Here is a 20,340-nt window from a genome sequence, read left to right as displayed (position 1 = left end):
CTGTCACGGACCTCCTTCCGCTCAGGAATGTGCCGCACATGTGCGGGCTGAGGCGTACGTGCCGCCTCGTCCGTCGCTGCTCGCTTACCCCTGATGCACGACCTTATGCACCTGAATCGCCCGAATTCCGGATGAGCCGAATGTGCGGGCCATGGTCCGCCTCACCTGCGCCGAAGCCGACGCACCCACACCACCAGCAGCGCCACCGCCACGACGGCCCCGGCCGCCACCGCGGCACGTTTGGCCACCGGGACGCCGGCGGCACCGAGAAGATCCAGCGGTTCGGTCTCCTCGTACGTCCCTCCGGTGCCCGCCGGGGTGCGCGCGGCGGCGTCCGCGCCCGACGCCGGCTGCCCGGCGGGCTTCTCCGGGCGGTCGGCCACGGGCTCCGGCGCGTGACCGGGCTCTTCGCGACCTGGCTCCTCGGGGCCGGTCTCCTCGCCACCGGTCTGCTGCGGGGCCTGCGCGGGCGGACCGGCCAGCCGCCGGGCCAGGCAGTCGGCGAACTGCCCCACCAGCCGGTCGCCGACCTCGGCCAGCACACCCCGCCCGAACTGCGCGGGACGGCCGGTGACGGTCAGATCCGTCACGACCGTCACCGCGGTGCCCGTCCCGCGCTCCGTCAGCGTGCCGGTGACCGTGGCCCGTGCCGTGCCCTGACCGCGGGTCTCCCGGCCGCCGGCCGTCAGCACCAGCCGGTGCGCCGCCTCGTCCAGCTCCTCGAAGACCGCCGTGCCCTTGTAGGAGACGGTGACCGGGCCCAGTTTCACCTTCACCGAACCGGTCACGGTCTTGCCGTCGTACTCCTCCACGGTGGCACCCGGCAGACATGGCGCGATGCCCTCGATGTCGAGCAGGGCCCGCCAGGCCTCGTCGACCGGGACGGGAACGGTGAACTCGTGGCGCAGCTCCATGACTTCCTCCTGGCACTCGGGCGGAACCGGTGGTGGCGGAATGCTCAGGCCGAACCGCCTGCGTGGATGGTCCCGGTGGTCGCGGTCAGGGGCGCCCCGGTGCCGCCCCAGCGCAGCGCGATGATCTCCGCCGCGATGGACACGGCCACCTCCTGAGGGGTCCGGGCCCCCAGATCGAGGCCGATCGGGGACCGCAGCCGGGCCAGCTCCTCCTCGGGCACCCCGGCCTCCCGCAGCCGCTCCAGCCTCTCGTGGTGGGTGCGCCGGCTGCCCATCGCCCCGATGTAGGCGGCCGGCCGGCCGAGCGCCTCCTGCAGCAGCGGTACGTCGAACTTCGGATCGTGGGTGAGCACGCAGATCACGGTGCGTTCGTCGGTGTCCGTGCCGTGCAGATAGCGGTGCGGCCAGTCGACCACCACCTCCACCCCGTCCGGAAACCGCTTCGGGGTGGCGAACACCCCACGGGCGTCGCACACCGTGACCCGGTAGCCGAGGAACGACCCGATCCGCGCCACCGCGGCGGCGTAGTCGATCGCGCCGAAGACCAGCATGCGCGGCGGCGGGGCGAAGGACTGCACGAACACGGTGACGGAGTCCTCGCGGCGCTCACCGCGCGGCCCGTAGTGCCGCAGCCCCGTCGAGCCGAGCGCCAGCTCGCCGCGGGCGTCCGCGGTGACCGCCGCGTCCAGCCCGGTGGTGCCGAGGCTGCCCGCCACCGTCCGCGGCCACACCGCCAGCACCGCCCCGCGCGGTGCGGGCCCGTCGACGACGGTGGCCACGGTCACCGGCTCCCCGGAGGCCACCGACGCCGCCACCGCACCGAGGGCGGGATCCGACTCCGGTGTCACCGGCCGTACCAGCACAGAGATCTCGCCGCCGCAGGTCAGCCCCACCGCGAACGCGTCCTCGTCGCTGTAGCCGAAGGTCTCCACCCGTGCCTCGCCGTCGGCCACCACCTGCCGGGCCAGCTCGAACACGGCTCCTTCCACGCATCCCCCGGAGACACTGCCCACCACCTCGTCGTCCGGGCCGACCGCCATCGCCGCACCGGGATCGCGCGGGGCGCTGCGGCTCACCGAGACGACGGTGGCCAGACCGAACGGCACACGCGCGGCGTACCAGCGCTCCAGCACCGGGAGGATGTCACGCACACTCCGCTCCTTTCCCGTCGGCCGTGCGGGCCGGGGGCGGCCCGGCGTCCGCGCCCCGCACCACCGCCGCCAGACGCTCCAGCGCCGCCAGACTGTGACCCTCGACGAAGGCGTCCACGCTCGGCAGCGCCGCCGCCATGCCCGCGACCAGCGGCGCGTAACCGGGCCGCGCCTTGCGCGGGTTGGCCCACACCACCCGGTGCGCCAGCCGGTGCAGGCGGCGCATCTGCTCGGCCAGCAGCGCCGGGTCGCCCCGCTCCCAGCCGTCCGACAGCAGCACCACCACCGCGCCCCGCGCCATGCCGCGCTGCCCGAACCGGTCGAGGAACGCGCGCAGCAGCTCGCCCAACCGGGTGCCGCCCCGCCAGTCCGGCACCGCCTCGGCGACGGCGGCCATCGCCAGGTCCGGGTCCCGGTGGGACAGCTCCCGGGTCACCCGGGTCAGCCGGGTGCCGATGGTGAACACCTCGGTGCGCCGCCCCCTGACCGCCGCGTGCGCGAACCGCAGCAGCGCGTCCGCGTACGGCCCCATGGAGCCGCTGACGTCGACGAGGAGCACCACCCGCCGGGGCCGGTCCACCCGGGCGTGCCGCCGCAGCAGGGCCGACTCGCCGCCGTGGCGCAGCATCTCCCGTACCGTGCGGTGCGGATCGACGGCGCCGCGCCGGGCCGGCCGCCGGCGTGCGCTGCGCCGTGAGCAGCCGCGCAGGGAGAACGCCGCCAGCAGCCGGTTCAGCCGCGCACGTTCGGCGGCGTCCAGCGTCGCCACGTCGCGGTGCCGCAGCACCTCCGCGGAGCTGGCGAGCGAGGCGACGGGCGGCCCCTGCCGCTCACGGTCCGCCTCGCCCGGACGCGCCCCGGCGGGCACCTCGCGCACCACGGGCCGCAGCCGGGCCGGGGGAGCGGGCCGGCGCGGCGGGCGGCGCGGCGGGGCGGCGGCGTCGAAGTACGCGGCGAACACCCGCTCGTAGCGGTCCAGATCGTCCCGGTCCCCGCACAGCGTCAGCCGTCCCGCCCAGTACACGTCGCCGCGCACGCCGGGCCGCAGCGCGTCCACCGCCCGCAGGAACGCCTGCGTCCGCTCGGCTCCGGCGTCCACCCCGGCCGCGCGCAGCGCCCGCGCGAACCCGAGCAGCACCGCATCGGCACGGAGCTGTCCGTCCGCGCCCGCCGTACCACCGGGGGCCGCCGCGCCGCTCATGTCGCCCGCCCCGCGAGGACGGCCGCGAAATCGAGCGCCCGTGCCCGGTCGGTGTCCTCCCGGTACTTCAGCACCGCGCCCAGCGTGGCCACCGCCAGCTCGGCGTCCACCTCGCTCGCGCCCAGCGCGTCGAGGGCACGGGCCCAGTCGAGGGTCTCGGCCACGCCCGGCGGCTTGAGCAGGCCCTGGCCGCGCAGCGCCTGCACCAGCGTGGTGACCTGCTCGGCCAGCCGTGCCGACACCTCGGGCAGTCGGCGCCGCACGATGGCCAGCTCCCGGGCGAAGTCCGGATGGTCGAACCAGTGGTACAGGCAGCGCCGCTTCAGCGCGTCGTGCACCTCCCGGGTGCGGTTGGAGGTGAGCACCACCACCGGCGGCTCCTCGGCCCGCAGCGTGCCCAGCTCGGGCACGGTCACCTGGAACTCCGACAGCACCTCCAGCAGGAACGCCTCGAACTCGTCGTCGGCACGGTCGATCTCGTCCACCAGCAGCACCGACGGCCAGGTCTGCAGCGCCCGCAGCAGCGGCCGGGCGAGCAGGAACCTGCGGTCGTACAGTTCCTGCTCCAGGCGGTCGGCGTCCCGCACCCCGGCCGCCTCGGCGGCCCGCAGATGCAGCAGCTGCCGCGGGAAGTCCCACTCGTACAGGGCCTGGGAGGCGTCGATGCCCTCGTGGCACTGCAGCCGGATCAGCGGGGCGCCGAGCGCCTCGGCGAGGGCGGAGGCGAGCGCGGTCTTGCCCACGCCCGCGTCGCCCTCGCAGAACACCGGCCGGTGCAGCTTCAGCGCCAGGAAGCACGCCACCGCCAGCCCGTCGTCGACGAGGTAACCGGTCTCCTCCAGGCGGGCCCGCATCTGTGCGGGGCTGTCCACACCGATGATCGGCGCTCACCCCATTCCGGCGGCGGCGAGCACCGCCCGCTCGGTCAGCACCCGCGCCAGATGCGCCCGGTACTCGGGCGAGGCGGAGGCGTCCTGCGACGGCCGGGTCCCCTCGGCCGCGAGCCGGGCCGCACGCGCCACCGCCTCCGCGTCCCCGGCGCCGCCGAGCGCCTCCTGCGCGGCCGTGGCCCGCAGCGGTGTCGCGCCCATGTTGGTCAGCCCGATCCGCGCCTCGGCGACCTGCCCGTTCTCCCGCCGCACCAGCGCCGCCACCCCGACCATCGCCCAGGACTGGGCGACCCGGTGGAACTTCTCGTACCGGAAGCCCCAGCCCTCCCGTTTCGGCACCCGGATCTCCACCAGCAGCTCGTCCGGGGCGAGGGTGGACTGCAGATAGTCCGCGAAGAACGCGTCGGCCGGGACGGTGCGCCGTCCGCCCGGCCCCACGGCCACCATCTGAGCGTCCAGCGCCAGGGCCACCGCGGGCAGGTCGCCGGCCGGGTCGGCGTGCACCAGGGAGCCGCCGAGGGTGCCCCGGTGCCGGACGGCGGGGTCCGCGACGGTGGCGGTGGCCTGCGCCAGCAGACCGGCGTGCCGCCGCACCAGCGGGTCGCGCATCACCTCGTGATGGGTGGTCAGCGCGCCGATGACGAGGCAGTCGTCCTCCTCGCGCACCCCGCGCAGCCCGGGGATCCGGCCGATGTCCACCACCACGTCCGGGAAGGCCAGCCGCAGCCTGAGCAGCGGCAGCAGGCTCTGCCCGCCGGCCAGCACCTTGGCGTCCTCCCCGGCGTCGGCGAGGGCGCGCACGGCCTCGTCCAGGCCGGCTGGACGTACGTAGTCGAACGCGGGGGGAATCATGCCGCGGCCTCCTTCCGCGCGGCGCGGATCGCCTGCCAGACCCGTTCCGGTGTGCACGGCATCCGCACGTCGTGCACCCCGAGCGGGCGCAGCGCGTCGACGATCGCGTTGACGACCGCCGGGGTGGAGGCGATGGTGCCGGCCTCCCCGACGCCCTTGACGCCCAGCGGGTTGGACGTCGCGGGGGTCTCCGTGCGGTCGGTGACGAACTCGGGCAGGTCGGCGGCCGACGGCACCAGATAGTCCGCCATCGTGCCGGACACCAGGTTGCCCTCGGCGTCGTACACCGCCTCCTCGTACAGGGCCTGCGCGATGCCCTGGGCGAGTCCGCCGTGCACCTGCCCCTCCACGATCATCGGGTTGACCACCCGGCCCACGTCGTCGACGCACACATAGGAACGGATCCGGGTGTGACCGGTCTCGGTGTCCACCTCCACCGCGCACAGATGGGTGCCGTGCGGGTAGGAGAAGTTCTCCGGGTCCAGCACGTGTTCGGCGTTCAGGGTGGGTTCCATGCCGTCGGGCACGTCGTGCGAGGTGAAGGTGGCGAAGGCGACCTCCTGGATGGTCTTGCGGGCCTCCGGGGAGCCCTTCACCGAGAACACGCCGCCCTTGAACTCCAGGTCGTCCTCGCTCGCCTCCAGCAGATGGGCGGCGACCTTGCGCGCCTTGTCCACCACCTTCTGCGCCGCCCGGTGCACCGCCGCGCCGCCGACGACCAGCGACCGCGAACCGTAGGTGTCCATGCCCTGCGGGGCCGCCTGGGTGTCGCCGTGCACCACCTCGACGTCCTCGAACGGCACCCCGAGCACATCCGCGGCGATCTGGCTCCAGCAGGTCACATGCCCCTGCCCGTGCGGGCTGGTGCCGGTGACCACCTCGACCTTCCCGGTGGGCAGCATGCGGATGCTCGCCGCCTCCCAGCCGCCGGCCGAGTACCGCAGGTCCCGCAGCACCCGGCTCGGGGCGAGTCCGCACATCTCGGTGTACGTCGACACGCCGATGCCGAGCAGCACCCGGTCGCCGCGCTCGATCCGCTTGTGTTGCTCGGCGCGCAGCTCGTCGTAGTTGAACAGGGCGAGCGCCTTGTCGGTGGCCGCCTCGTAGTTGCCGCTGTCGTAGGTCAGGCCCGCGATCGAGGTGTAGGGGAACTCCTCGTGCCGGATCCAGTTGCGGCGCCGCAGCTCCACCGGGTCGAGCCCGAGTTCCGCGGCCAGCTCGTCCATGATCCGCTCGATGGCGTAGGTGGCCTCCGGGCGCCCGGCGCCGCGGTAGGCGTCGGTGGGGGTCTTCGTGGTGAACACGCCGGTGCAGGTGAAGGCGTAGGAGTCCATCTTGTAGATCGCCGGGTACATGAACGCCCCCAGGATCGGCACACCCGGCGTGACCAGCATCAGATAGGCGCCCATGTCGGCGAGCAGGTCCACCTTCAGGCCGAGCAGCCTTCCCTCGCGGGTCGCGGCGATCTCGATGTCCTGGATCATGCCGCGGCCGTGGTGGGTGGCCAGATACCCCTCGGAGCGGGACTCGGTCCACTTCACCGGGCGGCCCAGCTTCCGCGCCACGGCCAGGGCGACGGCCTCCTCGCCGTACACCTGGAGCTTGGAGCCGAAACCGCCGCCCACGTCCGGGGCCACCACCCGCAGCTTGTGCTCGGGCACACCGGTGACCGTCGACAGCATCACCCGCAGGATGTGCGGGATCTGCGTCGCCGAGTACACCGTGTACTCCCCGGAGGCGGCCAGCGGGGTGACGACGACCGCGCGGGGCTCCATCGCGTTCGGGATGAGCCGCTGCTGCTCGTAGCGGCGGGTGAGGACGACGTCCGCCCGCTGCCGGACCGTCTCGTAGTCCTCGCCGGCCGTGAACGGCCACACATAGGCGCGGTTGGTGCCCTCGGCGGCGTGGACGAGCGGGGCGTCCTCGGCGAGGGCCGCCTCGAGGTCCATCACCGGCGGCAGCGGCTCGTAGTCGACCTCGATCGCCTCCAGCGCGTCCGCGGCGGCGTAGCGGTCGCGGGCCACCACGACCGCCACCGGGTCGCCCGCGTGCCGCACCTCGTCGACGGCGAGCGGCGGGTGGTCGGGCAGCACCATGTCCTCGGTGACCGGCCAGGCGCACGGCAGCGAGCCGAGTCCGTCGGCGAGGTCGCGGCCGCTGAACGCGGCGACCACGCCGGGCCGCCTCAGGGCGGGGGAGACGTCGATGCGCTCGATGCGGGCGTGCGCCATGGGGCTGCGCAGGAACGCCAGGTGCAGCAGTCCGGGGACGGTGATGTTGTCCGTCCACAGCGTCTGGCCGGTGACCAGCCGGGCGTCCTCCTTGCGCAGCCGGGCCCGGCCGACCTCGCGCTCGACGGCCTGGTCGGTCATGCCGTCACCTCCCGGGCCGGTGCGGCCGGAGCCGGGGCCGCGGACTCCTCCGCGGCGGCGAGGACGGCCCGGACGATGTTCTGGTAGCCCGTGCAGCGGCACAGGTTGCCCTCCAGTCCGGCGCGCACCTCCTCGGCGGTGGGGTGCGGGTTCTCCCGCAGCAGGTCACGGGCGGCCATGATCATCCCGGGGGTGCAGTAGCCGCACTGCAGCGCGTGGTGCTCGTGGAAGGCCCGCTGCAACGGTGTCCACACGCCGTCGCGTGCCAGCCCCTGCACCGTGGTCACCTCGCTCCCGTCGGCCTGGACGGCCAGCACCGTGCAGCTCTTGACGCTCGCGCCGTCCATCTCGACCGTGCACGCCCCGCAGTTGGAGGTGTCGCAGCCGACCGGGGTGCCGGTCAGGCCGAGCCGATCCCGCAGGTAGTGGACCAGCAGCAGGCGTGGTTCCACGTCGTCCTCGTACGTCGTGCCGTCCACCGTGACCGAGATATGGGTCATGTGCCCTCCAGGGACCGTATCGGCATGTGTGAGGGAGTTCAGCGACCAGCGTGGTGTACGTCACTCTATGGCCGGGCCCCGGGCAGGGCGAGTGGTGCGACGGGAACTGTCCGGGATTCCTCCGTGGTGCGTAGGGCGGTCCGGACGGGGCGCCGGTGACGGTCCGTCGGAGGCGGCGCCGCGTCCAGCAGCGTGACCGGCGCGGTGGCCTTCCGAAAGTTTCGGTGTCGGTGTCGACGGGGGGCGGGTGTGTTCGCGCCCTGGTGCGACTCGGCGTCTTCCTGGGTGCGCACCCCTTGACCCTGGTGAGCGCGCGCCCTTAGATTCCCACGCATCATTCGTATTTCTGATGCATGTTCATGTATGTGATCACCTTGGGGGTGCGGTCGTCGCGCTCGGCGGATCACGGAATCGAAACTTTCGGTCTGGCCGGCGGATCTGTCGACTCGCCTCCCCGCTCCGCGAGAAGAAGGTCCCCCATGCACTGGCTCGACTGGGCCGCCGTCGGCGCCTACTTCCTGATCATGCTGCTCATCGGCCTGTGGTCGCACCGGCGCGTCGCCGACGTCTCCGACTACTTCACCGGCGGCGGCACGATGCCCTGGTGGCTGACCGGCATCTCGCACCACATGTCCGGCTACAGCGCCGCCGTCTTCGTCGCCTACGCCGCGGTCGCCTACACCTACGGCATCACCGTCTACGTCTGGGCGTTCCTGCCGCTCGCCCTGGGCACCGCTGTCGGCGCCTGGCTGTTCGCGCCCCGCTGGAACCGGTTGCGCCGGCGCTTCGAGGTCGCCTCCCCGCTGGAGTACCTCGCCCGCCGCTACAACGTCCCCACCCAGCAGGCCCTCGCGTGGAGCGGCGCCCTGCTGAAGGTGTTCGACGTCGCCGCGAAGTGGGCCTCGGTGGCCGTGCTGCTGAAGGTCTTCACCGGCATGTCGATGACCCACGGCATCCTGCTGACCGGCATCGTCACCCTGCTGTACTGCACGGTCGGCGGCCTGTGGGCGGACGCCCTGACGGAGTTCGGCCAGTTCGTCATCCAGGGCCTGGCGGCGCTGTCCATGATGTGGGTCGTCCTCGACCGGCTCGGCGGGATCTCCTCCCTCGGCACCCTGTGGCACCGGCTGCCCTCCGGGCACACCGACCCGCTCGTCGGCCCCTACACGGCAGGCTTTCTCACCGCGTACATCGTGGCGAAGCTCTTCGAGTACAACGGCGGCATGTGGAACCTGGCCCAGCGCTACATGGCCACGGACTCCCCGCGCGCCGCCCGCCGCTCGGCGGCGCTGTCGGCCGGGCTGTACCTGGTCTGGCCGGCCGTGCTGCTGCTGCCCGCGGTCGCCGCGCCCGTGCTCATGCCGCACATCGCCGATCCGGAGCAGACCTATGCGCTGATGGCGCAGTCCTATCTGCCCGCCGGTCTGGTCGGCCTCACCCTGGCCGGCATGTTCTCCCACACCATGGCCATGGCCTCCTCGGACGCCAACGCCATCTCGGCCGTGGTCACCCGGGACATCCTGCCCGCGGTGCTGCCCTCCTTCCGTGACGCCGGCACCGAGCGCGGCCTGCGGGCGGCCCGCGTGTTCACGGTCCTGTTCATCACCGTGTCCATGATCGTCGCCATCGAGGCCGACCACTTCGGCGGCGTCCTCGGGATCATCGTCGGCATGGTCGCGGCCGTGATGGGTCCGATCTCCATCCCCATGCTGCTCGGGCTGCTGCCCGCCTTCCGGCGCTGCGGGCCCCGGGCCGCCCTCACGTCCTGGGCGCTCGGCCTCGCCGGGTACTTCCTCGTCACGTACGGCATCGACGGCGCCTCCCAGACCGCCGTCGTCGTCACCCCGCTGGTCACCTCGCTCGTGGTCTACGCCGGCCTCGGCCTGCTGTGGCCGGAGGCGGACGAGCGCGCCGACGCGGTGGTCCGGGCCGTCTCCCGCCCGGACCCGGCGCCCGGCACGGCGGCACTCCCGGTGACCGAACGGCCCGCCTAGGACGCCGGCGGCACGGGCCGCGCAGAGCGCCGACGGCGCAGGCCGCATGGAGAACCACCGGCACGAGAGCGACCAGCGACCCTGTGCGGGCGCCGCACGGTGACGGCCGGCGGGCCCGGGCCCGGCGGGCTCAGCGCCGGGCGCGCCCCCGGACCGCACGGACCACCCCGGCCCGCCGCCCGCCGCGGAACCCCGCGACCGGGACACGTCGGTGCGGCAGGGCCGCCCGCAGCAGCGCGCGCACCACGGCCGCGGCCGACGGACGGAGCACGGCACCGGCGGCCTGTGCGCGGCGCGGCCCGGCCGAGTGCGCCCCGCCCACCCCGGCACGCGCGGAGAAGGTCCAGGTGAGCCGGGAGCTGACCTGGAACCGCGCGCCCCGTCTGCCTACGCGTGCCATGCCCGGACCGTGATCGTCCCGGCGCGGTCCCGGCGGGCTCCACAAGCCCGTGCCGACGGCGGCGACGGCGGTGGCAGGGCGGACGCCGCGCGCTCCCCGGCACCCCGCAGCGGGGCGCGCGTGCCGGGGCCGGCGACGAAACCCGTCGCGGTTCCCATGGGCGCCTCCTCACCGGCCGGCGGCCCGGCCGAGCGGACCCGCCGGCGGAACGTGCCTCACCAGCTCCTCCGAGCGTGCGGCGCCGCGGCGGCCCCGGCAAACGCAGCAGCCGGACGCCCCCGCACCGGTCGCCGGCACGGGGTGTCAGGGATGGGGGCGTCCGGCTGCGGGCGTCACCACGAAGGGCGGACGGGCACCGCGAGGGGAGCGGCGGACCTGCCGGTCAGGCGGTGGGCCGCAGCGGCGGCACCGCGGGCACCTCGGTGGCCGCGGCGATGTCCTCCGCGGTCATCCGGAAACCGGCAGGGTAGGCGTCGCGGTCGGTGCGCCGGGCGGGCTCGCTGGTGCGCCACATGTACAGGCAGCGCCCGCACTGCAGCACCTCCCACACACCGGGCACGGGCGAGGAGTGCACGTGCTCGATGCCGTCGTGGGCGCAGCGCGGGCAGACGGTCGGGGCAGCGGACATGGTGATCTCCTTGAAGCGTGGCTCGTCGGGGCGTCGGCGGTCAGCGGCGCGCGGCCAGGGCCTGCAGCCGGGCGAGCCACTCGGCCGTCTCCGGCAGGTCGTGCACCGGGGTGCCGTAGTTGCCGCGTCGGTCGGCTCCGACCGGGGTCGTCGCGTCGATGACCAGCTTGTCGACCACACCGGGGGTCTGGGCCTGCGGAGCCAGCTCGACCACGGGCAGGTTCGGGATCCGGATCAGGTCGCCGGCCGGGTTCATCTTGGTGGACAGCGCCCACATCACCTGCGGCAGGTTGAACGGGTCCACGTCCTCGTCCACCACGATCACCGTGGTGGCGTAGCCCAGTCCGTGCGGCGTGGTCAGCACCCGCAGCCCGACCGCCTTGGCGAAGCCGCCGTACCGCTTCTTCGTGGACACGATGACCACCAGGCCGTGGGTGTAGGAGGCGTTGACCGCCTGCACCTCCGGGAAGTCGGCCTTGAGCTGCTTGTACAGCGGCACCGCGGTGTTCGCGGCGATCAGGTAGTCGCACTCCGTCCACGGCATGCCGAGGTAGAGGTGCTCGAAGACGGGGTCGGTGCGGTAGGAGATCCGGTCGATGCGGATCACCGGCATGCTGCGGCCGCCGGAGTAATGGCCGGTGAACTCGCCGAAGGGACCCTCGATCTCCCGTTTGCGGCCCTCGATCACACCCTCGATCACGACCTCCGCACCCCACGGCACCGGCAGGCCGGTCAGCGGGGCCCGGCTGATCGGGGCGGGCGCGCCGCGCAGCGCACCGGCCAGTTCGTACTCGTTCTCCTCGTACTTCATCGGCGTGGACGCGGCGATGCTGATCACCGGGTCGTTGCCGAGCGTGATCGCGACCGGCAGGTCCTCGCCGCGCTCCTCGGCGGTGCGCAGATGCAGGGCGATGTCGTGCATGGGCACCGGCTGCAGGGCGAGCTTGCGCTTGCCCTTGACCTCGATGCGGTAGACGCCGACGTTCTGCTTGCCGGAGTTCTCCGGGTCGTCGGGGTCCTTGGAGACGACCGCGGCCTTGTCGATGTAGAAGCCGCCGTCTCCGTCGTTGAGCCGGATCAGCGGCAGCACCTCGAAGATGTCGACGTCGTCGCCCTCCAGGGTGTTCTGTGCCCACGGCGGGTCCTCGCGCCACTCGGGGGCGACCGGGAAGTCGTCCCAGCGGCGGATGAACTCGGCCACCTGCTCCTTGGCCGGCGTCTCCTTGGGCAGACCGAGGGCCAGGGCGTGGTTGGCCCAGGAACCGTGCACGTTCATGGCGATACGGGCGCTGGTGAAGCCGCGCACGTTGTCGAAGTACAGCGCGGGCGCCGCGTCCCCGAGTCGCGGCGCGGCGTTCGCGGCGGCCGCGATGTCCGGCTCGGGCTGCACCTCGTCGGTGATGCGCAGCAGTTGACCGGCGTCCTCGAGCGCGGTGAGGAAGCCGCGCAGATCGTCGTACGGCATGGGGTCTGCCTTTCGGTGCCGAGTGATGTCTCGTGGTACGGGCCGGGGGAAGGGCGGTGGGCGACCGCCCGATCCCGGTGGTCGGCGGTGCGGCGGGGGCGGGGATCAGCCCGCGGGCCGCAGCGTGCGGGCGGCGCGCATGCCCTCCCAGCGGCGGGCCGCCGGGGCCGGCAGGTCGAACTGGTCCAGGATCCGGGTCACGATGTGGTCGACGAGGTCGTCCACCGACTGCGGGTGGTTGTAGAACGCGGGCATCGGCGGCACCACCTGCACGCCCATGCGGGTCAGGGACAGCATGTTCTCCAGGTGGATCTCGCTCAGCGGTGTCTCGCGCGGCACCAGGACCAGCCGGCGCCGCTCCTTGAGCACCACGTCGGCGGCCCGTCCCACCAGCCCGTCGGCGTACCCGGCGCGGATGCCCGCCAGGGTCTTCATCGAGCAGGGCACGATCACCATGCCGTCCGTGCGGAACGAACCCGAGGAGATGGCCGCCCCCTGGTCCTCGGGGGCGTAGGAGACATCGGCGAGCGCGGTGACGTCCGCGACCGACAGGCCGGTCTCCAGCTCGATCGTGGCGCGCGCCCACCGGCTGAGCACCAGGTGGGTCTCCACCTCCGGCAGCTCGGCCAGCATCTGCAGCAGCCGGACACCGAACACGGCGCCTGTCGCGCCGGTCATGCCCACGATGAGTCGCACGGTTGGTCATCCTTCCGCCGGAAGCGGCACGTGCCGACCGTTTCGGTCACCCGTGCCCTTACCCATCCGACGTTAGGAGCGAATCCGGAGCGCAACGGCGTATCGTGGAGACACGCCATGGACAGAAACGGACACCGGGGCCGTGCGGAGCGGGCCGACGTCACCCGGATCCCCTACCGTGCCGCCGCCGGAGCCCCGCCCGGGGCCGAGGTGCTCGACCTGCCCGGACTGCAGGCACGGGCCCGCAGCCACGGACTCGATGTGTACGCGGCCAAACGGCCCGCCTTCCACGAGCTGATCGCCGTCCGCCGCGGCACCCTGCGCTGCTCGCTCGACTTCAGCGCCCACGAACTGCGGGCGGGCGACTGGCTGTGGGTGCGCCCCGGACAGGTCCACCAGTACGACTCCGACCTGAACGCCGCCGAGGCCACCGTCGTGCTGTTCACCCCCGGCTTCCTCACCCCCGCCACCGCCGAGGCGGCACGGGTCGACCAGCCGGTGTGGCGGGCTCCGCTGACCCCCACCGGGCCGGACGCGCAGGCCCTGCGCAGGGCGCTGGACCTGCTGGAGGCCGAGTACCGGCAGCTGACCGGCCTGCCGCTGACCGTGCACATCGACGTCGTACGGCACCTGCTGTCCGTCCTGGTGCTGCGCCTGACCCACGCCCGGGGCGCGGAGCGCGCCGCCGGCAGCGGAAGCGAGGCGTTCCGCCGTTTCCAGCGCGCCGTGGAGCGGGACTTCACCCGCACCCACCGCGTCGAGGACTACGCCCGCGCCCTCGGCTACAGCGTGCGCACCCTCACCCGGGCCACCCGCGCGGCCGTCGGCACCGGCGCCAAGAGCTTCATCGACGACCGCGTCCTGCTGGAGGCCCGCAGGCTGCTGTGGCACACCGACCTGCCCGCCGCGGCCGTCGGCGACCGGCTCGGCTTCCCGGACGCCACCGTGTTCGCACGCTTCTTCCGCCGCCGCACCGGCGAGACCCCGGCGGCGTTCCGGGCCCGGGCCCGCGGCACGACCCGCTGAGACCGGCCGCCGCGCTCCTTCCGCGATCTTTGCGTGCCGATCCGTCCCCTTACCGATCAGTTGCGGCGTAGTGTCGGGAACGGACAACGGCCGAGGGAAAGGACCTCCTCATGGCGCAGAACGTGCGCGGCGTGATCGCACCCGGCAAGAACGAGCCCGTGCGGGTCGAGACGATCGTGGTGCCGGACCCCGGGCCGGGAGAAGCCGTGGTGCGGGTCCAGGCCTGCGGGGTCTGCCACACCGACCTGCACTACAAACAGGGCGGCATCACCGACGAGTTCCCCTTCCTGCTGGGCCATGAGGCCGCCGGCGTGGTGGAGTCGGTCGGGGACGGGGTCACCGACGTCGCCCCCGGCGACTTCGTGATCCTCAACTGGCGTGCGGTGTGCGGCCAGTGCCGCGCCTGTCTGCGGGGCCGGCCCTGGTACTGCTTCGACACCCACAACGCCCGGCAGAAGATGACCCTCACCGACGGCACCGAACTGTCGGCCGCCCTCGGTATCGGCGCGTTCGCCGAGAAGACCCTGGTCGCCGCCGGGCAGTGCACCAAGGTCGACCCGTCCGTCTCCCCGGCCGTGGCCGGGCTGCTGGGATGCGGCGTGATGGCCGGCATCGGCGCCGCCATCAACACCGGCAACGTCACCCGCGGCGACTCGGTCGCCGTGATCGGCTGCGGCGGCGTCGGGGACGCGGCGATCGCCGGTGCCCGCCTGGCCGGCGCCGCCAAGATCATCGCGGTCGACGTCGACGACCGGAAACTCGACATCGCCCGCACCATGGGCGCCACCCACACCGTCAACTCCCGCACCACCGACCCGGTCGAGGCCGTCCGCGAACTGACCGGCGGTTTCGGCGCCGACGTGGTCATCGAGGCCGTGGGCCGCCCCGAGACCTACAAGCAGGCCTTCTACGCCCGCGACCTGGCCGGCACCGTCGTCCTGGTGGGCGTGCCGACCCCGGAGATGACACTGGAGCTGCCCCTGCTGGACGTCTTCGGACGCGGCGGCGCGCTCAAGTCCTCCTGGTACGGCGACTGCCTGCCCTCCCGCGACTTCCCGATGCTCATCGACCTGCACCGGCAGGGACGGCTGCCGCTGGAGAAGTTCGTCACCGAGACCATCCAGCTGGACGAGGTGGAAAAGGCGTTCGAGCGGATGCACCGCGGCGACGTGCTGCGCTCGGTGGTGGTGCTGTGATGACCGCCCGCATCGAACGCCTCGTCACCTCCGGGCAGTTCACCCTCGACGGCGGCACCTGGGACGTGGACAACAACGTGTGGCTCGTCGGCGACGACCACGAGGTGATCGTCATCGACGCCGCCCATGACGCCGACGCGATCGCCGCCGCGGTCGGCGACCGCCGGCTCACCGCGATCGTGTGCACCCACGCCCACAACGACCACGTCAACGCCGCACCCGCGCTCGCCGACCGGACCGGTGCGCGCATCTGGCTGCACCCCGACGACCTGCCGCTGTGGAAGATGACCCACCCGCACCGGGATCCGGACGAGCATCTGACCGACGGTCAGGTCATCGAGGCGGCGGGTGCCGACCTGCGGGTGATCCACACCCCGGGGCACGCCCCGGGCGCGGTGTGCCTGTACGACCCCGCTCTCGGCGCCGTCTTCACCGGCGACACCCTCTTCCAGGGCGGCCCCGGCGCCACCGGCCGCTCCTACTCCCACTTCCCGACGATCATCGAGTCCGTGCGCGAGCGCCTGCTGACGCTGCCGCCCGAGACACGGGTGCTCACCGGCCACGGCGACTCCACCACCATCGGTGACGAGGCACCCCACCTCGACGAGTGGATCGCCCGCGGGCACTGAGCGGAACGCCCGCGACCACCGCAGGCGGGCGGCGCGGCGCTGCCCGCCCGCGGTGGTCGGTGCCCTTCGGTTCGGCGGCCGAGGGCCGGCCCGTGGCGGCACCAGGGGTGGCGAGGGCCCAGGGCGGTTCGTGGCCCCGGTGGAGGGCGGCCCTGGCGCACGGTGACGCTGGTGGACGGGGTGCGGCCTCGTGGGCGACCGGTCCACGGGCACAGCTGCCGCCGCCGGCTGTCGGCCGCCGTGCGCCGGCCGTAGCGGGCCGGGACGGCCCGCTGCCGCCACCGGGCCGTCCCACGTGATGCTTGTCACCGCACTGCCCTCCTCCGCCCCGCCCCCGTGGTCGGTCGCCAACTGCCCGTAGGCGGCGCGGCGTTGACGTGATGAGCACCACGGTCCGATATGCCCGAATCACTCCTACTTACTCACGCCGTCTTCACGCCGACCGGCATATGCTTCACAGCATGTCCATCACTGTTGAACCCGCCTCCGAGCGATCGGCCGCGGAGGTCAACGAGGAGATCCGCGCCCTGTGGCGCCGGGCGGGCGGAAGGCTCACCACCGAGCAGCGTGAGCAGTACCAGCGCCTGGTCATGGAGTGGGCCGCGGCCGCATGGCACTCGGGCCGGGCCGCGTAGGTCCCGCCGAGGGGCCCGTCGCGTCTCCGTCGTGCACGCGGCCGGCCCGCACCGGTCTCAGGTCGGCTCGCACCGGGCCCCTGGCCTGCCCGTGCTCCGACACACCGGCCCGGCCCGCGCGACGGCCCGGCCGGGCCCCGTAGCGGACGCGGTCCACGTCGTCCGCCCGCACCACCCCCGGGCGAGGCCCGCTCCTGCGGCCTGGCGGGGGCTGTTGCCGTTCTCGCACGGCATCCGCCGCTCGTTCCGTTCGTCGCGTCGTCCGTCCATGGCCGGACCGTCGCCCGGTCGCCCGCCGCGGCGCAGGCGTCCGCCTCTCCGGGGCGCCACTTCTCCCGCGGGTGTGCGCCTCTCCGGGGCGCCACTTCTCCCGCGGGCGTCCGCCTCTCGCGACGGCACTCCCCACACGCGATGGCACGTCCACCGTGCGCCGTCTCGGGTCCCGCCGCCCGTTTCCGTCAAGGCCCGGCTCTTCTGTATCGCCCGTTCGACGGACCCCGGGGCCGCGTCCGGCGGGCTAGGCTGCGGGCGCGTGAGGGCGGAGGGAGCGGGCGCCGCGGACGAGCGCCGACGAGTCGAGCAAGGGACCGGTGCCGCGAGTGGGGCCGATCCGGTCGGAGCGGCCCTGGATCGAGGGCGCCGGTGCGTCGCGTGGCTCACCGGGCACGCCGGCTGGGTCTTCGCCGGCTCTCTGGCGCTGCACGTCCTCGTCCTCGCCGTCCACCCGCCGACGCCCCTGGACCTGCGGGTCTACCGTGAGGGCGCACCGCATGTGCTCACCGGCGGACTGTACGACTACGCGCTCCACACCAAGCCGCCGATCCCCGTCCTGCCGTTCACCTATCCGCCGTTCGCGGCCCTGCTGTTCCTGCCGCTGTCCCCGCTGCCCTGGACGGTGCTGCTCGCCCTGTGGCAGATGCTGTCGATCGCCGCCCTGGTCGTCCTCGCGGCGGGCGCCCTCGGGCTGCTCACCCCGCGCCCCGGCGGGCGCACCCGGGACCTGGCCCTGCTGTGGGCCGCCGCCGGGCTGTGGACGGCGCCCGTGCGCCACACCCTCGACCAGGGGCAGGTCAATCTGCTGCTGGGCGCGGCCGTCCTGGGCGGTCTCGCGCTGTGCCGCGGCGCGGCGGCGCGGGGTACGGCGGTGGGACTGGCGTCCTCGGTCAAACTGACCCCGGCCGTCGCCGGTCTGTATCTGCTGGTCACCCGGCAGTGGCGGGCGGCGGTGTGGGCCGTCGGCACGGGGATCGCGACCGTGGTGCTGGCCTGGTGCGTCGCCCCGCACGAGTCGGTGCGCTACTGGACGGAGCTGGTCGTCGACACGCACCGCGTGGGTCCGGTCTGGACGATGCGCAACCAGTCCCTGCGCGGGGCCCTGACCCGGCTGCTCGGCCCGGACGTCATCGCCTCACCGCTGTGGTGGGCGGCGCTCGCCGGGGTGACGCTCGCCGCTGCCTGGGCGTTGTGCTCCTGTGTACGTCGGAGCGATGCGCTCGGTGCCCTGGTCGCCGTGGAGCTGTACGGGCTGCTGATGTGCCCCATCTCCTGGGGGCACCACTGGATCTGGTGTGTGCCCGCCATGATCTGGCTGGCCCACGGGCCGGGTCGGGGGTACACGCTCAGCCGTGTCACCCTCGCCCTGTGGGCCCTGGTCACCGTGACCCGCCTGGTGCCGCGGCTGACCGGGGTCGAGGACGGCTTGTCGCGGCACGATCCCTATCCGGCGCTGCTCGCCTGGCCCGGCACGGTCTACGCCGTCTGCGCCGTGCTCACCCTCCTGGCGCTGGCCCGCGCCGCCGGCGGCCGGCGACGCCTCGCCGTCCCCGCCGCCTGACGCCCGCACCGTGCACCGGACCGTTCGCCGCTGCCCTGACCCGCGCCGGCCGGGCAGGGCGGCCCGGGTCAGTTCCGGGCCGGGGACGGGTCGTCGACGAGCTGGAAGACCGGCTCGCCCCGCACCGGGTCCTTCGCCGTGGTCAGCCGCACCCGGTCACCGCCGTGGATGCCGATGGGCGGGCCCATGACCCGGCCGCGGACCACGAAGCCCTCGTTCATCTCGATCAGGGACACATTGCGCGCGGCCGGGGAGTTGCGGTGCACCACGGTGGAGTGGCGGACCGTGCCGAGGCCCTCGCTGCGCTCGGTACGCAGGTCGCTGCCCCGGCACACCGGACACAGCAGCCGGTGGTACATGGCCGTACCGCACCAGGTGCAGCGCTGGAAGTACAAGGCCTCCGTGTCGCGGGCCTCGGACTCCAGCAGGCCGGTCGCGGAGCCGGCCGCCGGACGAGCGACATTTCCTGACAGGTGGTACACGCTGGTCAACTCCCTGCGCTGAGCCGGAGATCCCGCACGCGGCGGAGCACCCGCGTACGGGTGTGCGCGGTACGACGGCGCCACCGTGCACACCATCAGATTATGGCACTGAGTGCCGCCGGTAAAGGCACTGCGTACCCTCCGGCGTGCCCGGCCCGGGGGCGCCCCCGGGCCGGGCACGGCCGTCGAGCGGGCATGGGGCGGCCCCGGCCCGCACGGCCGTCGAGCAGGAAGGGGACGGGCGACCGGGGGGCCGCCCGTCGCGTGCACCTCACCGGCAGCGCACCGGGAGGGAGGTGGGCACGGGGCGGGGGAGCGGTGGCAGGGATGTGGGTGGCGGGCAGGTGATCGGGCGATGCGGTGTGCGACGGCAGGGGCTATGGGCGCGGCACCCACAGGGCGGGCAGGTGTGCAGGGCTCCCGATCGGGTGACGAACCGGCTGTCGGACGCGGGTGTCGGACCGCGCTGTGGAGGCATGGCGGTGATCGTTCGAGGGGGGGCGGCGCGGCTGAGCCGGAAGAGCACACGTTCACGCGACGGCCTCGCTCACCTGAGCCGCCGACCTGGTCGTCGGCCCACCGGTGTCGCGACGGGCCGACGCGGCTGGGCGCGGGTGCCCTCAGGGGGACCCGGGCGGGTAGATGCTGCGGTCCTGCGCGGGGTCCCGCGGGTCGCCGTCGAAGATGACGTGCCGGGCCGGGGAGGCGCCGGGCAGGGCCCAGATGCCGACGCCGCACGCGATGACGACCATGACCAGCACGATCGCCGCGGTGAGGGCGCGGCGCCGCAGGTCCCGGCGGCGCCACTGCCGGCGCGCCCGTTGGTAGGCGTCCGGTGACTCCTGGACCGTGTCCGCGAGCCTGGCGAGAGCCGACCGCAACCGTTCTTCCGTACCCCCGTTCATGTCTCGGCTCCCTTCAGGATGCTGCTGAGTTTCGCCATGCCTCTGGATGCGTGGGATTTCACGGCACCTTGGGAGATGCCCATGGTCCGGGCGATCTCCGCTTCGCTGAGATCCAGCCAGTATCGCAGCACGAGCACCTGGTGCTGCCGGGTCGGCAGAGTACGCAACGCGCTGACCACGTGCCGGTGTTCGTCGCGCAGTAAGGCGTGTTGTTCGGCCGAGTCCTCGGCGAACTCCACGTTCTGCTGGGCGTGCCGGCGCACCACGCGCAGATGGCGGAAACGCATCCGGGTCAGGTTGAGGATCACCCCGCGCAGGTAGCCGACGGCGGCGTCCTTGTCCCGTATCCGTCCCCAGCGGCGCTGGAGCTGGTAGAAGGCCTCGGCCACCACATCCTCCGCGTCGGGCCCGGCGCCGAGCAGGACGGCCACGCGGAGCAGACCGGCGTGGTGGGTCTCGAACAGGGCGGCGACCGCGGTGTCCCGGTCGGTGTCCGGCGCGACCGCGGCGGTGTGCGCGGACACCGCCTCCTCCTCCGCTTCCCCGCGGTGATCGGCTCGGGTGAGTGGT

At 73.7% G+C, this 20,340-nt stretch carries 20 protein-coding genes; 6 read left to right on the top strand and 14 right to left on the bottom strand.

What is annotated here, in order from left to right; genetic code table 11:
• Positions 1-161: 161 nt before the first annotated feature.
• The 7 genes from OG899_RS01430 to OG899_RS01400 are packed head-to-tail and all read right to left on the bottom strand — an operon-like array spanning position 162 to position 7,880.
• Complete coding sequence (locus OG899_RS01430) at positions 162-914, bottom strand: SRPBCC family protein (RefSeq protein ID WP_125498323.1); 753 nt, start codon at positions 912-914, stop codon at positions 162-164.
• A gap of 44 nt (positions 915-958) precedes the next feature.
• The gene (locus OG899_RS01425) at positions 959-2,065 is read right to left on the bottom strand and encodes an XdhC family protein (RefSeq protein ID WP_125498322.1); all 1,107 of its coding nucleotides are present in this window, start codon (positions 2,063-2,065) and stop codon (positions 959-961) included.
• Positions 2,058-3,266, bottom strand: coding sequence for a vWA domain-containing protein (locus OG899_RS01420; RefSeq protein WP_406310866.1), 1,209 nt, complete (start codon positions 3,264-3,266; stop codon positions 2,058-2,060). Before OG899_RS01420 ends, OG899_RS01425 begins: the two co-directional genes overlap by 8 nt.
• Complete coding sequence (locus tag OG899_RS01415) at positions 3,263-4,120, bottom strand: MoxR family ATPase (RefSeq protein WP_125498342.1); 858 nt, start codon at positions 4,118-4,120, stop codon at positions 3,263-3,265. Before OG899_RS01415 ends, OG899_RS01420 begins: the two co-directional genes overlap by 4 nt.
• 33 nt (positions 4,121-4,153) lie before the next feature.
• Positions 4,154-5,008 carry a xanthine dehydrogenase family protein subunit M gene (locus OG899_RS01410; protein ID WP_168130982.1) on the bottom strand — a complete coding sequence of 285 codons (855 nt, stop codon included), beginning with the start codon at positions 5,006-5,008 and terminating at the stop codon, positions 4,154-4,156.
• Positions 5,005-7,380: a xanthine dehydrogenase family protein molybdopterin-binding subunit gene (locus tag OG899_RS01405; protein WP_406310865.1), complete on the bottom strand. Its 2,376-nt coding sequence runs from the start codon at positions 7,378-7,380 to the stop codon at positions 5,005-5,007. Before OG899_RS01405 ends, OG899_RS01410 begins: the two co-directional genes overlap by 4 nt.
• Complete coding sequence (locus tag OG899_RS01400) at positions 7,377-7,880, bottom strand: (2Fe-2S)-binding protein (RefSeq protein ID WP_125498318.1); 504 nt, start codon at positions 7,878-7,880, stop codon at positions 7,377-7,379. Before OG899_RS01400 ends, OG899_RS01405 begins: the two co-directional genes overlap by 4 nt.
• Before the next feature lie 479 nt (positions 7,881-8,359).
• Here OG899_RS01400 and OG899_RS01395 point away from each other — a divergent pair, with 479 nt between their 5' ends.
• Complete coding sequence (locus OG899_RS01395; protein ID WP_168130984.1) at positions 8,360-9,874, top strand: sodium:solute symporter family protein; 1,515 nt, start codon at positions 8,360-8,362, stop codon at positions 9,872-9,874.
• A gap of 130 nt (positions 9,875-10,004) precedes the next feature.
• Here OG899_RS01395 and OG899_RS01390 read toward each other — a convergent pair whose 3' ends face one another.
• The 4 genes from OG899_RS01390 to OG899_RS01375 form a co-directional block, all read right to left on the bottom strand.
• On the bottom strand, positions 10,005-10,274 hold the full coding sequence (locus OG899_RS01390) for a hypothetical protein (protein WP_125498316.1): 270 nt from the start codon (positions 10,272-10,274) through the stop codon (positions 10,005-10,007).
• A gap of 382 nt (positions 10,275-10,656) precedes the next feature.
• Entirely contained in the window at positions 10,657-10,902 is a 246-nt protein-coding gene (locus OG899_RS01385; protein ID WP_125498315.1) for a non-oxidative hydroxyarylic acid decarboxylases subunit D, read from the bottom strand.
• Between the two features lie 40 nt (positions 10,903-10,942).
• Positions 10,943-12,367: a non-oxidative hydroxyarylic acid decarboxylases subunit C gene (locus OG899_RS01380; protein ID WP_125498314.1), complete on the bottom strand. Its 1,425-nt coding sequence runs from the start codon at positions 12,365-12,367 to the stop codon at positions 10,943-10,945.
• Between the two features lie 105 nt (positions 12,368-12,472).
• The gene (locus tag OG899_RS01375; protein ID WP_125498313.1) at positions 12,473-13,063 is read right to left on the bottom strand and encodes a non-oxidative hydroxyarylic acid decarboxylases subunit B; all 591 of its coding nucleotides are present in this window, start codon (positions 13,061-13,063) and stop codon (positions 12,473-12,475) included.
• 117 nt (positions 13,064-13,180) lie between these two features.
• Here OG899_RS01375 and OG899_RS01370 point away from each other — a divergent pair, with 117 nt between their 5' ends.
• The 5 genes from OG899_RS01370 (at position 13,181) to OG899_RS01350 (ending at position 18,383) form a co-directional block, all read left to right on the top strand.
• Entirely contained in the window at positions 13,181-14,089 is a 909-nt protein-coding gene (locus OG899_RS01370) for an AraC family transcriptional regulator (protein WP_125498312.1), read from the top strand.
• A gap of 110 nt (positions 14,090-14,199) precedes the next feature.
• Positions 14,200-15,285: an S-(hydroxymethyl)mycothiol dehydrogenase gene (locus OG899_RS01365; protein WP_125498311.1), complete on the top strand. Its 1,086-nt coding sequence runs from the start codon at positions 14,200-14,202 to the stop codon at positions 15,283-15,285.
• The gene (locus tag OG899_RS01360; RefSeq protein WP_125498310.1) at positions 15,285-15,914 is read left to right on the top strand and encodes an MBL fold metallo-hydrolase; all 630 of its coding nucleotides are present in this window, start codon (positions 15,285-15,287) and stop codon (positions 15,912-15,914) included. The genes OG899_RS01365 and OG899_RS01360 overlap by 1 nt, the downstream gene beginning before the upstream one ends.
• A 449-nt stretch (positions 15,915-16,363) precedes the next feature.
• Entirely contained in the window at positions 16,364-16,549 is a 186-nt protein-coding gene (locus OG899_RS01355; RefSeq protein WP_125498309.1) for a hypothetical protein, read from the top strand.
• A gap of 532 nt (positions 16,550-17,081) precedes the next feature.
• Positions 17,082-18,383 carry a glycosyltransferase 87 family protein gene (locus OG899_RS01350; protein WP_229813760.1) on the top strand — a complete coding sequence of 434 codons (1,302 nt, stop codon included), beginning with the start codon at positions 17,082-17,084 and terminating at the stop codon, positions 18,381-18,383.
• Positions 18,384-18,451: 68 nt separating this feature from the next.
• Here the strand turns inward: OG899_RS01350 and OG899_RS01345 are convergent, their stop codons facing one another.
• The 3 genes from OG899_RS01345 to OG899_RS01335 all read right to left on the bottom strand — a co-directional run bounded on the left by OG899_RS01345 (position 18,452) and on the right by OG899_RS01335 (position 20,294).
• A complete protein-coding gene (locus OG899_RS01345) occupies positions 18,452-18,865 on the bottom strand; it encodes a Zn-ribbon domain-containing OB-fold protein (RefSeq protein WP_125498307.1) in 414 nt (137 codons plus the stop codon).
• Between the two features lie 620 nt (positions 18,866-19,485).
• A complete protein-coding gene (locus tag OG899_RS01340; protein WP_406310864.1) occupies positions 19,486-19,770 on the bottom strand; it encodes a hypothetical protein in 285 nt (94 codons plus the stop codon).
• On the bottom strand, positions 19,767-20,294 hold the full coding sequence (locus tag OG899_RS01335; protein WP_229813758.1) for a SigE family RNA polymerase sigma factor: 528 nt from the start codon (positions 20,292-20,294) through the stop codon (positions 19,767-19,769). Before OG899_RS01335 ends, OG899_RS01340 begins: the two co-directional genes overlap by 4 nt.
• Positions 20,295-20,340: the final 46 nt, after the last annotated feature.

Origin of the sequence: Streptomyces thermoviolaceus, assembly GCF_045209695.1 — a bacterium.
In the GTDB taxonomy this organism is placed as follows: Bacteria; Actinomycetota; Actinomycetes; order Streptomycetales; family Streptomycetaceae; genus Streptomyces; species Streptomyces thermoviolaceus.
The sequence above is the reverse complement of the archived record's forward strand: the minus strand, read 5'-3'. Positions and strand labels throughout refer to the sequence as shown.